Origin of the sequence: Hylemonella sp. W303a, assembly GCF_046452315.1 — a bacterium.
Taxonomy (GTDB): domain Bacteria; phylum Pseudomonadota; class Gammaproteobacteria; order Burkholderiales; family Burkholderiaceae_C; genus Hylemonella.
Genome location: NZ_JBKFDG010000006.1, coordinates 1 through 13,212, shown reverse-complemented (window position 1 = coordinate 13,212; position 13,212 = coordinate 1). Strand labels below are relative to the sequence as shown.

Annotated in this window: 12 protein-coding genes; 5 read left to right on the top strand and 7 right to left on the bottom strand. The window is 66.5% G+C overall.

Features of this window, described 5'->3' with window-relative positions:
• Window positions 1-138 precede the first annotated feature (138 nt).
• The 5 genes from ACLBKS_RS12080 to ACLBKS_RS12060 are packed head-to-tail and all read right to left on the bottom strand — an operon-like array spanning window position 139 to window position 4,366.
• Entirely contained in the window at window positions 139-645 is a 507-nt protein-coding gene (locus ACLBKS_RS12080) for a dihydrofolate reductase (protein WP_410193061.1), read from the bottom strand.
• Window positions 642-1,556: a DMT family transporter gene (locus ACLBKS_RS12075; RefSeq protein ID WP_410193060.1), complete on the bottom strand. Its 915-nt coding sequence runs from the start codon at window positions 1,554-1,556 to the stop codon at window positions 642-644. The genes ACLBKS_RS12080 and ACLBKS_RS12075 overlap by 4 nt, the downstream gene beginning before the upstream one ends.
• Window positions 1,557-1,578: 22 nt before the next feature.
• Window positions 1,579-2,427 carry a thymidylate synthase gene (locus ACLBKS_RS12070; protein WP_410193059.1) on the bottom strand — a complete coding sequence of 283 codons (849 nt, stop codon included), beginning with the start codon at window positions 2,425-2,427 and terminating at the stop codon, window positions 1,579-1,581.
• 2 nt (window positions 2,428-2,429) lie between these two features.
• Complete coding sequence (locus ACLBKS_RS12065; RefSeq protein ID WP_410193058.1) at window positions 2,430-3,875, bottom strand: FAD-binding oxidoreductase; 1,446 nt, start codon at window positions 3,873-3,875, stop codon at window positions 2,430-2,432.
• A complete protein-coding gene (locus ACLBKS_RS12060; RefSeq protein WP_410193057.1) occupies window positions 3,872-4,366 on the bottom strand; it encodes a DUF2069 domain-containing protein in 495 nt (164 codons plus the stop codon). Before ACLBKS_RS12060 ends, ACLBKS_RS12065 begins: the two co-directional genes overlap by 4 nt.
• On the opposite strand from ACLBKS_RS12060, the gene ACLBKS_RS12055 reads away from it, so the two are divergent.
• From ACLBKS_RS12055 to gspF, 5 genes are all read left to right on the top strand, one after another.
• On the top strand, window positions 4,361-5,587 hold the full coding sequence (locus tag ACLBKS_RS12055) for a YihY family inner membrane protein (protein WP_410193056.1): 1,227 nt from the start codon (window positions 4,361-4,363) through the stop codon (window positions 5,585-5,587). The genes ACLBKS_RS12060 and ACLBKS_RS12055 overlap by 6 nt on opposite strands.
• A gap of 85 nt (window positions 5,588-5,672) precedes the next feature.
• Window positions 5,673-6,656, top strand: a complete 984-nt coding sequence (gene gspN, locus ACLBKS_RS12050; RefSeq protein WP_410193055.1) for a type II secretion system protein N — start codon at window positions 5,673-5,675, stop codon at window positions 6,654-6,656.
• 53 nt (window positions 6,657-6,709) lie between these two features.
• Window positions 6,710-8,926 carry a type II secretion system secretin GspD gene (gspD, locus tag ACLBKS_RS12045; RefSeq protein ID WP_410193054.1) on the top strand — a complete coding sequence of 739 codons (2,217 nt, stop codon included), beginning with the start codon at window positions 6,710-6,712 and terminating at the stop codon, window positions 8,924-8,926.
• 47 nt (window positions 8,927-8,973) lie between these two features.
• On the top strand, window positions 8,974-10,410 hold the full coding sequence (gene gspE, locus ACLBKS_RS12040; protein WP_410193315.1) for a type II secretion system ATPase GspE: 1,437 nt from the start codon (window positions 8,974-8,976) through the stop codon (window positions 10,408-10,410).
• Window positions 10,411-10,470: 60 nt separating this feature from the next.
• On the top strand, window positions 10,471-11,709 hold the full coding sequence (gspF, locus tag ACLBKS_RS12035; RefSeq protein ID WP_410193053.1) for a type II secretion system inner membrane protein GspF: 1,239 nt from the start codon (window positions 10,471-10,473) through the stop codon (window positions 11,707-11,709).
• A 17-nt stretch (window positions 11,710-11,726) separates the two neighbouring features.
• Here gspF and gspM read toward each other — a convergent pair whose 3' ends face one another.
• The gene (gene gspM / locus ACLBKS_RS12030; RefSeq protein ID WP_410193052.1) at window positions 11,727-12,230 is read right to left on the bottom strand and encodes a type II secretion system protein GspM; all 504 of its coding nucleotides are present in this window, start codon (window positions 12,228-12,230) and stop codon (window positions 11,727-11,729) included.
• 61 nt (window positions 12,231-12,291) lie between these two features.
• On the bottom strand, window positions 12,292-13,212 hold a 921-nt coding region (locus tag ACLBKS_RS12025; RefSeq protein ID WP_410193051.1), incomplete at its 5' end, for a GspL/Epsl periplasmic domain-containing protein.

The following is a 13,212-nucleotide window of genomic DNA, read 5'->3' as shown; positions in this document are numbered from 1 at the left end:
CGGAAGGAAAACGCGAAATGGGAATTCGCGGAACCGAACTGTAGCGAAATGCCGTGACCGACTTCTGACGCCATGCACCGAGTGCGGGGCCGTCTCGGTCCACCGCGCTGGTGCCACGGGGTGGTCGGTTTCTAGGGCTCAGGCCATCGTGCGATGGGTGTAGGTCACGAAGCTCAGTCTCAAGCCATTGGCTGCGACCAGACGCTCTCGACCCGTCTCCACCCACGCCGGTCCCAGCTCTGGGGCATGCGCGTCGCCTTCGAAGTCCGCCTCGATCTCCGTCACCACGGCCGTGCTGGCCAGCGGTAGGGCCTGCGCGTAAATCTGCGCGCCACCGATGATCCAGGCATCGTTCGCGCCCTCGCACAGCCGCAGGGCTTCGTCGAGCGAGTGCGCCACGGCGGCCTCGCCGTGCACGCCCTCGGCCTTCCAGCCGGTCTGGCGTGTCACGACCACGTTGCGGCGCCCCGGTAGCGGCCGAAAACGTGGCGGCAGCGAATCCCAGGTCTTGCGGCCCATGATGACGGGCGCGCCCATCGTCGTGCGCTTGAAGTGCGCGAGGTCTTCGGGCAGATGCCAGGGCATCACGCCGTCCTTGCCGATGACGCCATTGGCGGCGCGGGCGTAGATCAAGTGCAATTTCACGGGGTCTCCAATCGGCGTTTGGGACGCAGCAGACCGGGGGGCAACAGCACCGCAGCGATCGCCGCCGTCACGCAGACGATGGCGGCCCAGTCTTGCCAATGCGGTGTCTCTCCGATCAGCAAGGCGGCGCTGAGCGTGCCCACCAGCGGAATCGCCATCACGCTCATGGCGCTGGTGGCGGGTGGCAGGTGTCGCGCCAGTCCGGCCCACAGGGTCTGCGCGAAGCCGTAGTTGATCAAGGCACCATAGGCCAGGGCGAGCCACATGGCTGCGCTGAATCGCCAGTTCGGCCAAGGCTCGCTCGCGAACGCGATGACCCAGAGGCAGACGCTGGAGAGGATCATGCTCCAAATGGTCAAGGCCTCCAGGGGCAGGGTGAGTTGGGCCCGGCGCAGCAACAGGGTGCCGATGGCCCAGCACAGGGCCGCGAGCATCATCCACGCGATGCCTTGTGGACGACCGCTCAGCGCACCGATTTCGCTCGAGGTGAGCAAGGCCACCGCAGCGGCCACGGCGATGACCGCGAGCACCGTGCGGCGAGTCAAGCGTTCACCGAAGAAAAGCGCGCCCAGCAGCACGGTCCAGATCGGCATGGTGAAACCAAGAACGGCGGCGCGGCCCGAGGCGAGCTCCTTGACGCCGAGGATGGACAGGGCGTGCCAGCCCAGGATGTTGGGCGCCCCAATGACCACGATGGCGCGCCACTCGCCCGCGCGGGCGTCCCAGCGCGGCCACAGGCGCAGGCCGCGAGCCCGATACCAGGCGTACAGAAACAGGGCGCCGCAGCTCATGGTGAGCGCGCGGAAGTACAAGGGCGAGAGTTCGCGCAGGGAGAACTTCATCATCGGCCAGTTGACGCCCCACATCAGCGTGAGGAGCACCAGGGCCGCCAATTGCCGGGAAGAGATCACGGACGCACCGACGGACTACGCTTCACACCGCGACCGGCGCCTTGATGGCCGGGTGGCACTGGTAGTCCAGCACCTCGAAATCCTCAAACTGGTAGTCGAAGAGGGAGTCGGGTCGGCGCTTGATGTTCAGCACCGGGTAGGGATAGGGTTGGCGGCTCAATTGCAGTTCCACCTGCTCGTGGTGGTTGCTGTAGATATGGCAGTCGCCACCGGTCCAGATGAAGTCACCCACGCCCAGCCCGCACTGCTGGGCCACCATGTGGGTCAGCAACGCATAGCTCGCGATGTTGAAGGGCACGCCCAGGAAGATGTCGGCGCTGCGCTGGTAGAGCTGGCAACTCAGCTTGCCCGGCTCGCCCGCGATCTGCGAAGGTGCGACGTAGAACTGGAAGAAGGCGTGGCAGGGCATCAGCGCCATCTTGTTCAGCTCGGCCACGTTCCAGGCGCTGACGATGATGCGGCGCGAGTCGGGGTTGCTTTTGAGCGTCTTGATGACTTCCGAAATCTGGTCGATGTGCCCGCCGTCCGGCGTCGGCCAGTTGCGCCACTGCACACCGTAGACCGGACCCAGGTCGCCGTCCTCGCGCGCCCATTCGTCCCAGATGGTCACGCCGCGTTCCTTGAGCCAGTTGTTGTTGCTGGAGCCCGTGAGGAACCACAGCAGTTCGTGGATGATGGACTTGAGGTGCACCTTCTTGGTTGTCACCAGCGGAAAACCTTCGTTCAGGTCGAAGCGCATCTGGTGGCCGAACACGCTTTTCGTGCCGGTGCCGGTGCGGTCGGATTTGGCGACGCCATGTGTGTAGACATGGCGCATGAAGTCTTCGTACTGGCTGCGCACGGGGCGCGTCACTGGCGCGGGGGCATTCATGGTCAGTGGTTCTCGGTGTGCAGGAGTTTGCCCGGGTTCATCAGGTTCAAGGGGTCCAGCGCCCGCTTGATGTTGCGCATCAGGCCCAGCGCGACGGGCGATTTGTGTTCAGGCAGCTTGTCGATCTTGAGGCTGCCAATGCCGTGCTCGGCGCTGATGGAGCCCCGATAGCGGTCCACGACCTCATAGACCACGGCGTTCATCGGTGCTTCTTGCTCGGCGAGGAAGCGTTTTTGGTCCACGCCCTCCGGCGCCTGCACGTTGTAGTGCAGGTTGCCGTCGCCCAGATGCCCGTAGGTCACGAGGCGGGCGCCGGGGAATTTTTGCTCCAGCAAGGCATTGGTCTCGGCCACGAAGGCCGGGATGCGCGAGACATTGATCGAGATGTCGTGCTTGATGTTGAGCCCTTCCTGGGCCTGGGCCAGCGGAATGCTCTCGCGGATGTGCCACAACGCCTTGGCTTGGGCCAGGTTCTCAGCGATCACCGCGTCGGTCACGCAGCCCGCTTCCATGGCGGCTTCAAGCAGGCGCTCAAACTGCGCGCGGGCGTGCTCTTCGGATTCGTTGTCGGAGTTCTCCAGTACGACGCACCAGGGGGACTCCTGCCAGAAGGGCACGCGTTGCTGTGGGAAGTGCTTGTTCACCAGACTCAGCGCGAACTGGCCCATGACCTCGAAGCCCGTGAGGCCCGCGCTCAGGTGTTCGTGCGCCAGGCCCAGCAGTTGTACCGCCGCTTCCAGCGAGGGCAGGGCGGCGAAGGCGGTGAGTTGGCTCTTGGGCATCGGGTAGATCTTCATCGTCGCGCCGGTGATGATGCCCAAGGTGCCTTCGCTGCCGATGAAGAGGTGGCGCAGGTCGTAACCGGTGTTGTCCTTGCGCAGACCGAGCAGGCCGTCCCAGATTTCGCCCTGGGCGGTCACGACTTCCAGGCCCAGGCAGAGTTCACGCGTGTTGCCGTAGCGCACGACCTGCGTGCCGCCCGCGTTGGTGCCCAGGTTGCCGCCGATGGTGCAACTGCCTTCGGAGGCCAGGCTGAGCGGGAACAGGAAGCCCGCCTTCTCGCATTCCTCTTGCAGCGTCTGCAGCACGCAGCCTGCGTCCACGGTGATGGTCATGTTGCCCGCGTCGAGCTGTCGCACTTTGTTCAGCCGCGTGAGACTGAGCACGACCTGGGTGCCGCTGGTGTCGGGCGTGGAGCCCACCACCATGCCGGTGTTGCCGCCTTGCGGAATGATCGGGGTGCGCGTGGCCGCGCAGGCCCGGACGACTTGGGCCACTTCCTGCGTGGAGGCAGGCCGGACCACGGCCAGCGCCTTGCCACGCTCGCGGCCGCGCCAGTCCAGCTCCCAGGCACGCAGGTCCGCGCCGTCGTCTTGCGTGAGTACATAGTCCTGGCCGACGATGCGGCGCAGTTCGGCGATCAGCGGTTGGGTCGATGCTGCAGTCATGGCGCTGTGGAAGCTGTTTCGGACGGTCGAGCCTCGCGTGCGTCGCGCAGGCGCAGGCGGATGTGCAACACGCAACCCGTGAAAAGGGCCAGGCCCAACAGGATTTCGGCCAGGGCCAGCACCACGACGCGCGCAGGCTCGCCACTGGTGGCGCGGACCAGACCTTCGAGGATATAGAGCCACACCAGCAGGCTGAGCCAGCGGTAGGTGTACATGCGGTTCTTCAGCAGCCCGGCCAGCGGCAGACACAGCGGCAGCACCTTCAGGGCCAGCGTGCCCCCGCCGATCGGGGCCAACCAAAGCTCCCAGGCCAAGCCGAGCGCGATGAGCGCCAGCAGGCTGGCCACGGTCAAGCGGCGGCTGAGCCGCACATGGGCTTGAGGCACCGAGGCCGGGGGGGTATGCAGCGCATGCGCGTCACGGGCTGTTACGGAATCGCGAGGATGTGCGTGGGGTTCGTCCATGGAGGCTGGCATGATAGCGGCATGCATGCACTCGTTCTTTTCTTCTCCAAATGGCAGCGCCGGGTGCGGGCCTTCATCCGAGGAGTGGCTGGTTTTCCTTGGCGCGCCACGGCCTGGACCTTGCGCGAACGTTTCCGCGAAGACCGTCTGGGTCAGACCGCGGGCAGCCTCACGTTCACCACCACCATTGCCTTGGTGCCTCTGCTGACCGTCGCGCTGGCGCTGATCACGGCCTTCCCGATGTTCGCGAAGTTCCAAGACGTGCTGCAGAAGTGGCTGATCGAAAGCTTGGTGCCGGAGAACATTTCACGCCAGGTGCTGGCTTACATCAGCCAGTTTTCCCGCCGGGCCGGGCGTCTGGGGTGGACCGGGCTGGCCGTGCTGTTCCTGACTGCGCTGGGGTTGATTTTCACCATCGACCGCACCTTCAACGCCTTGTGGCGCGTGCAGCGCCCGCGCGCCTTTGGCCAGCGCTTGCTGGTGTATTGGGCTGCCATCACCCTGGGGCCCATGCTGGTGATGCTGAGCCTGCTGGGCACGTCCTACCTGGGGCCGACCGCCAATTTGTCGCCAGGCTTGCGGCTGGCGCTGGATCTCTTCGAGTCCTTGTCCGCGGCGCTGGCGTTGGCCGCGGTTTACCACTACGTCCCCAACACGCCCGTCAAGTGGATGCATGCGTGGACGGGCGCCCTCTTGGCAACCCTCGCGCTGGAAGCGGCCAAGAGGCTGCTGGGCTTTTACCTCAAGGCCGTGCCCACCTATTCCGCCGTGTACGGTGCCTTCGCCACCGTGCCGATTCTGTTGATCTGGATTTACATGGCCTGGGTCATCGTGCTTCTGGGGGCGGTCATCACCGCTTACCTGCCCAGCCTGCTCGCCGGAGTGGCGCGCAGGGCGCCCGAGCCCGGTTGGCAATTCCAGCTCGCCCTGGAGATGGTGCGGGCCTTGTCGTCCGCGCGGCAGTCGGCCGACCACGGCCTGACCTTGATGCAGCTGTCACGCAAGTTGCGGGTCGACCCGCTGCAGTTGGAGCCTCTGGCCGAAGTGCTGGAGCGACTGAATTGGGTGGGCCGCTTGGCCGGTGGCATGCGCGGCGAGCCCATGCGCCTGGTTCTCTTGATCGACCCGGATCGCGCCTTGCTGGCCCCGTTGGTCGATGCGCTGTTGCTCCCGCGCCGGGCGGGGCTTTGGCGCAAGACGAAGCTCGATGAGTTGAACCTGCGAGACGCCTTGACTGCGGCGCGTTGAGGCGCCCCGGTCGCTGAGCGACCCACGTCGGGACTCCTCCTCCCGGCGGATACGCGTCCCGCATCACGTGGTCATTGACCTGCCCATGCCTCTGAAGTTGCCCTTCCTCGCTTTACCTCCTGTCCGCCACGCCGATCGGACACGAACGGGCACGCACGCGTCAGACGCCTCTGCAGGCGTCGAGGCCGCGGCATGGCCGCGCCGGGCTCCCCTCCTGGGCTTGTGTGCTGGCGTGCTGGCCGCGATGGTGGTGTTCGCCCCTGCCCGCTGGCTCGCGGCGGGCGTGGCGTCCCTGACCGGTGGCCGGGTGTTATTGACAGAGCCCAAGGGGCAGGTCTGGGCCGGCCAGGCGGGCTTGACCTTGTCGGCTGGTCCGGGGGCGTTTGAAAAACGTGCCTTGCCGCAAGGGGTGAACTGGCGCCTGCGTCTGGGATGGAGTCGTGGCTCGGCCCATGGTCAGAGCCCATCATGGCTGGGTGAGCCGGTTCTGCGCGTCGACATCACCGCGCCTTGCTGTGCTCCCGAGCCGCTGCGCTTGAGCATCGGTAGCCTGTTCTCCGGGACTCCTGCGGTGGTGCTGGAGGCGCACCGCAGCGAGTGGCCCGCCAGCTGGTTGGCCGGCTTGGGCGCCCCCTGGAACACCCTGGCGCTGCAAGGCCAATTGATGCTGACCACGCCTGGCCTGCGTTGGCAGGAGCAGCGCTTGGAGGGTGAATTGGAGGTTCATGCCCTGCATGTTGCTTCGGCGCTCTCCACCCTCAAGCCGCTGGGCAGCTATCGACTGCACGTTTCGTCATTCGGAACGGATTCGGGGGGTGTTTCCCGGTCTAATGCAGACTATGGCCGAAACCCCGCCCAGGACAATCTGGGCGCGGGCAGCACAATCTACTTTGTGCTCACCACGCTACAGGGTGACTTGCAACTGAGCGCCCAGGGCCAGTGGCGGGGAGGTCGTCTGCGTTTGCAGGGTCAAGCCGAAGCCGCGCCAGACCGCATCGACGCTTTGTCCAATCTCTTGAACATTCTGGGTCGGCGTGACGGTTTGCGGTCTTATTTGACGCTGGGTTGAGTTTGCTGAGGGTCGGGTTCGTGTCGTGTTTCTTGCTTGATTGGGGTTGTCGGATGCGTCTCGTGCTTGCCTTGCCGCAGGCGCGACGCCTGATCGTGTCCGGGATGCTGCTGACGGTCGGATGCTTGTCCATCGCCACCATGGCCGCGCGGGCCCAGACACTTTCAGGCCCACAAGCGGCACGCGCCACGAGCGCAGGCACCATCACGCTCAATTTCGTCAATGCGGAGATCGATGCCGTGGCGCGCGCCATGGCCGCGCTCAGCGGACGCCCCGTGGTGGTGGACCCGCGCGTGCGCGGCACCATCAACCTGCTGAGCGACCGGCCCGTGGGCGCGGCCGTGGCGATGGAGCAGTTCGCCGCGGAGCTGCGCGTGCGTGGCTTCTCGCTCGTCGAAGGTGATGGGGGCATGTACAAGGTGGTGCCCGAGGCCGATGCCAAGCTGCTCAGCGGCTCGGTGCAGGTCGGCGCGGACGGGGCCAGGGGCCAACAGGTGGTCACGCAAGTATTTCGCTTGCGCCACGAGAACGCCAACAATTTGGTGGCGGTGTTGCGCCCGCTCATCAGTCCCAACAACACCATCAACGTGAGCCCTGGGGCCAACGCCTTGGTCATCACGGACTACGCGGACAATTTGCGGCGCATCGCGCGCATCGTCGCCGCGATGGACGACGCGGGAGCCGAGTCCGCCGATCTCGAGGTTCGGCCATTGCGACACACCTTGGCGGGCGACATTGCCCCCCTGGTTCAGCGCCTGCTGGACGGCGACGCCACGGCGGGCAACGCGGCGGGCGCAGGCCAAGCCTTGCGCACCGTGGTGCTGGCCGAACCGCGCAGCAACGCGCTGCTGTTGCGGGCATCCAGCCCAGCCAGGTTGGCGCTGGCGCACACCTTGATCAACAAGCTGGATCTGCCGCCCGCTTCCGATGCGGCGGCAGGCAACATCCACGTGGTGTACTTGAAGAATGCCGAGGCGGTGCGTCTGGCCGAAACCCTGCGCGCCGTGATGTCCGCCGACAGCGGCTTGGTTGGCGGCACCGGCACCGGCGCCGCCGCGGGCGGTTCCGCCACGCGATCCGGGGCGACGCCTCGCCTCACGTCCGGCTCGTCCACTCCCGCATCGGGTGGAGGCGCCGGGGCGGGCAGCGCCACCGGAGGGCAGATACAGGCGGACGTGCCGACCAACTCCCTCATCATCAGCGCGCCCTTGCCGCAGTACCGGCAGTTGCGCGCGGTGATCGACCAATTGGACATGCGCCGTGCCCAAGTGTTCGTGGAGAGTCTGATCGCCGAGGTGAACGCCGACGTCGCCAACGACTTTGGCATTCAGTGGCAGGGTGGCGTCCCCTCCGGTTCCAGCAGCAGCGTGGTGGGGTTGTTGGGGACCAACTTCGGCTCTGGCGCGGGCAATATTTTCAATTTGGCGTCAGGCATCTCCAGCGGCCAGCCCACGGCGCCCGGCGCCGGGTTCACGGCGGGTGTGGGCGTGCAGCGTGGCAACAGCGGGGTGGCGCTGGGCGTGCTGGCCCGTTTCCTTGAAACCAATCGCATGGGCAACGTGCTGTCCACCCCCAACTTGATGACCTTGGACAACGAGGAAGCCAAGATCGTGATTGGGCAGAACGTGCCCTTCGTGACGGGTCAGTACACCGCCAACAACAGCTCCACGGGGGCGGTCAATCCCTTCCAGACCATCGAGCGGCGCGACGTGGGCCTCACGCTGGCCGTGCGCCCGCAGATCAGCGAGAACGGCACCGTGAAGATGGTCATATCGCAGGAAGTCAGCAGCGTGGACCCGACCTCGCTGACCAGCGCGGCCGGGTTGCGCACCTCCAAGCGCTCCATCGATACCAGCGTGCTTGTGGAAGACGGTGCCATCATCGTGCTGGGCGGCTTGCTGCAGGACGAAAGCAGTGTCAGCGAAGAAAAAGTGCCCGGCCTGGGCAGCATTCCTGGCTTGGGTTGGTTGTTCCGCAGTGAGGGCAGCAGTCGCAAGAAAACCAATCTGATGGTCTTTCTGCGACCGGTGATCGTGCGCAGCACCCAGGACAGCAACCGCGTGTCGTTGGACCGCTACGACCTGATGCGCGCCGTGCAGGCGCAGCAGCAACCCGCTCGCGTGGGCAATGGTCCCGTGCTCAATGCCGACGAATCCGCCGTGTTGCCGCCAGCGTCTCCCGCCACGGCCGTGGTGCCGGGGCAGACGCCGCGCGATGATCAACCGGACACCGAGCCCGACGCGCAAGGCACCGAACCCGTGGCGCAGTGACGTTCTTGGCCATGAGCGAATCTCCGCCGTCCCCCGCTCCCCACCCGATCGCGCGTCGCCTGCCTTATGCGTTCGCGCGGCAGCATGGCCTTCTGCTGACGCCTGACCAGGACGGTGGCGCTCAGGTGCGCATCGGACTGGAAGCCGGAACGGGCGCTAGCGCCAGCTTGCTCGCAGCCTTGGCGGAGGTGACCCGTCATCACGGGGCGCACCTGACCGAGATGGAACGCTGGGGCTGGCACCTTGAGTCTCCACAGGCGCTGGCCGGTCGCTTGAGCGCCGCGTATGCCAGCCAGGGTGACGCCAGCGCGGCCGATGTCGTGAGCGAAGTGCAGAGCGACGCGGACCTGGGCCGCATCATGCAGGAGCTGCCCGCCATCGAAGACCTGCTCGAAAGCGCCGACGACGCGCCCATCATCCGCATGCTCAACGCCTTGCTCACGCAGGCCGCGCGCGATGGCGCGAGTGACATCCACATCGAACCCTACGAGCGTCTTTCCAGCGTGCGTTTCCGCGTGGATGGCGCCTTGCGCGAGGTGGTGCAGCCCAACCGGGCCTTGCACGCGGCGCTGATTTCACGGCTGAAGATCATGGCCGAGCTGGACATCGCGGAGAAGCGCCTGCCGCAGGACGGCCGCATCAGCCTGCGGCTCGGGGGGCGAGCCATTGATGTGCGCGTCTCCACCCTGCCTTCGGCCCATGGTGAACGGGCCGTGCTGCGCTTGCTGGACAAATCGGGCTCGCAACTCACCCTTGAGGCCGTGGGCATGGGTGGCGAAACACTGGCGCGCTTCGAGCATCTGGTGGCACAGCCGCACGGCATCATCCTTGTGACCGGCCCCACGGGTTCCGGCAAAACGACGACGCTGTACGCCGCCTTGCAGAGGCTGGACGCGACGCGCAGCAACATCATGACGGTCGAAGACCCCATCGAGTACGAGCTGCCCGGCATCGGCCAGACGCAGGTGAACGCACGCATTGAGCTCACCTTCGCCAAGGCCTTGCGCGCCATCCTTCGGCAAGACCCCGATGTGATCATGATCGGCGAGATCCGTGATTTCGAGACCGCGCAGATCGCCATCCAGGCCTCCCTCACCGGACACTTGGTGCTGGCGACCTTGCACACCAACGATGCCCCCAGCGCCGTCACCCGCCTGATGGACATGGGCGTGGAGCCCTTCCTGTTGTCGAGTTCGCTCTTGGGTGTGCTGGCCCAACGTCTCGTGCGCAAAGCGTGCGGGGCATGTCAGGGCCAGGGCTGCCCGACCTGCGCGCACAGCGGTTACGCGGGCCGCACCGGCATTTTCGAATTGCTCACGGCGGACGACGAGTTGCGTGCCCTCATTCACCAACAGGCCCCCGAGGCGGACCTGCGGGCGCATGCCCAGCGCAATGGCATGCGACCCATGCGCGAAGACGGCCAGCGTCTGGTCGATGCGGGCGTGACCACGATGGAAGAGTTGCTGCGCGTCACGAGGGACTGAGGGCCGTCACGCGTCCATTTTTGTCCCAACGATTGCTCCCCTTCATCCGCCGGACGCACCATGCCTGCCTATTCCTACGAAGCCGTTGACGCCAACGGACGCAGCCAGCGTGGCGTCTTGCAGGCCGACGCCGCGCGTGCCGCCCGAGCCCAGTTGCGCGCGCTGGGACTCACGCCCCTGAACGTGGAACCCGTGGGGGGAGCGAGTGCGCCTGCAGTTGGCTCGGCCAGCCGTTTCAGCTTGCAGCGCAAGGCCTTCAATGCCAGTCAGTTGGCGGTGTGGACGCGTCAGCTGGCCGGCCTTGTCGAGGCAGGCCTGCCGCTGGAGCGGGCCTTGGCGTCCTTGGCCCAGGATCTGTCGCAAGAATCTGGCAGCCCGGAGCAGCAGCGCTTGATCGCGCAGCTGCGCGATGAAGTCAATGGCGGTTCGACCTTCGCGCGGGCGCTGGGTCAGCATCCCCGAACGTTCGACGACAGCTACGTGGCCGTTGTTTCCGCCGGAGAGCAGGGGGGGCAACTGGGGCAAGTGCTGGACCGCTTGGCCGACGAGTTGGAGGGGCAGGAGGTGTTGCGGGCCAAGCTCATGGGCGCGGCGCTATACCCGCTCATTGTCAGCGGCTTCTCATGCGTGATCGTTGCCTTCTTGCTGACTTACGTGGTGCCCCAGGTCGCCAGCGCCTTCAGCAGCGGCAACCGGGCCTTGCCCGCGCTGACTGTTTTCATGCTGGCCTTGAGCGGTTTTTTGCGCGCTTGGGGCTGGGCCTTGCTGTTGCTGTTGGCCGCCGCAGCCCTGGCCGTGTTCGTCTTGCGCCAGCGCCCGGGTGCCCGACTTCGGATGGATGCGCTGTGGCTGCGTTTGCCCGTGCTGGGGCGGCTGGCCGTCGGCTACAACGCCGCGCGCTTCGCGGCCACCCTGGCCTTGCTGGCCAATGCGGGGGTGCCCATCTTGCGAGCGCTGCAAACCGCTGCCGATACGCTGCACAACCGGGCCTTGCGCGCGGATGCCCAGACCGCCCTGCATCTGGTGCGGGAGGGCGCCCCACTGGCGGCCGCCTTGTCAGCCCAGCGCCGCTTTCCGGGATTGCTGACGGTGTTCGCGCGCCTGGGCGAGCAGACCGGTCAATTGCCCGCCATGCTTCAGCGCGCCGCCTCGCAACTGGGCGCGGACGTTCAGCGGCGGGCCTTGCGCTTGGCGACCTTGTTGGAGCCCTTGCTCATCGTTGGCATGGGCTTGGTCGTCATGCTGATCGTCTTGGCGGTGATGATGCCGATCGTGGAACTGAATCAGTTGGTGCGTTGAAGGGATGAGCGCTTCGCTCAGCTTCCCCCCAGCACGATGCTGCCCTGCCACGCCACTGGGTTGCCGCTGACGCGCTGAAAGTCCGCCGTCTGGGGCAGCAGACGCGCCTGTTGCCGCGTGGCTTGCAGCCAGACGGCGAGGGCTTCGGGCGAGACCTTGTCAAAGCGCACGCTGTAGTTGCCCGGCGCGATCTCGTTGACCTGAGCACCGGCATCGCCCGCGGCCAGGGTGAGGGCTTGCAGCACTTGCATGGTGGATTGCCCGCGCGCGGCCTTGGCGGAGGCCTCGGCCCCCCGCTGACGCAAGGCCAGTGCCTGCGCCCGCAGGACTTGCACCTGGTTCCATTCCGCCTGGGCCTGCTGCTGTTGTCGCGCGGTGTCGCGCAGGCTGTTCAAAGGCATGGCAATGCCCACCTGCCACATGACGAAGACGGCCAAGACAACGCCCATCACACTGAGGGCGCGTCGCTCGCGGGGCGACAGTCCTTTCCACCAGGCTTGCAGGGGCGAAGGTTGTTTCATGGTGGGGCTCTGTCGTGGGGCGTCGTCGGGTTGTGGAGCGCGGCCGATGGGCTCGGTCGCGTCAGTTGCGCTTCAACACACTGTCCGTTTGGCCAGATGTGCCGCTGGATCCGGGCTGAACGATCCAACCCTGCCGCGTGGCCGCGGCGGTCAGCGCCTCGCGCAGGGGTGCGCCAGGGGCGTGACGCAGACGCGTTTCGCGCGGGGTATAGCGCAGGCTGTCCATTTGCAGGCCGCTCAGCGCCGGATCGGCCCCCAAGGCGTGGAGCAGGCTCTCCAGATCGGCAGGTCCGAGTTCTCCGGCGCCGTGGCGCAAGGCGTCCAGTTCCCGTTGCATCTGACGCGGGGCGTCCAGCACGACGCTGAGTTGGGGAAAGGTTTGCGTCGCGACCCGCTGGGTGTCCATGCGCAATTGGCGCAGCTGCGAGCGTTCTTGCCATGCCAGCAGGTGCAGTCCGGCGACTTGCACCGCGAACAACGCGACCAAACCCCAGCGCAGGGGCCGCCAGCGCGGGGCTTGCCACAGCGGGCGCAGCCATTCCAGCAGCGCTTGTCCGCGGCGCGCGCCCATGGCATCGCGCAGGTCGAATTGCGCCAGATCCCAGCCACTGTTGACGCCGCGCAGCCATTGCTGCGTCATCGTTTCAGTTCTCCAGGGCAGATCGGGCAGGCTGGTTTGCGCACTCGCCATGGCGTCAGGCGTGGCCGTGCAATTGGATGCCGACGGGCTCTCGGCTCCGTCCTGGCCTTGCGCCGCGCTCAGCAGCGAGGCCAGCAAACCGTCCGTGGCCGTGTAAGCGGACAGGGGCAAGCCAACGACCCCCTCCGGCCCGGCGATGTGCAGCCAGGGGCTGCCGGTCTCCGCACTGACCCACAGAAGGGATGCCGACGCGTCGACCAAAGGAGGGAATGCGGGGCAGATGCGGGTCGCGGGCCGGCCCGCCGCGCGCAGGGCGGACAGGCAGGCGGTCAGCCAGGCGCG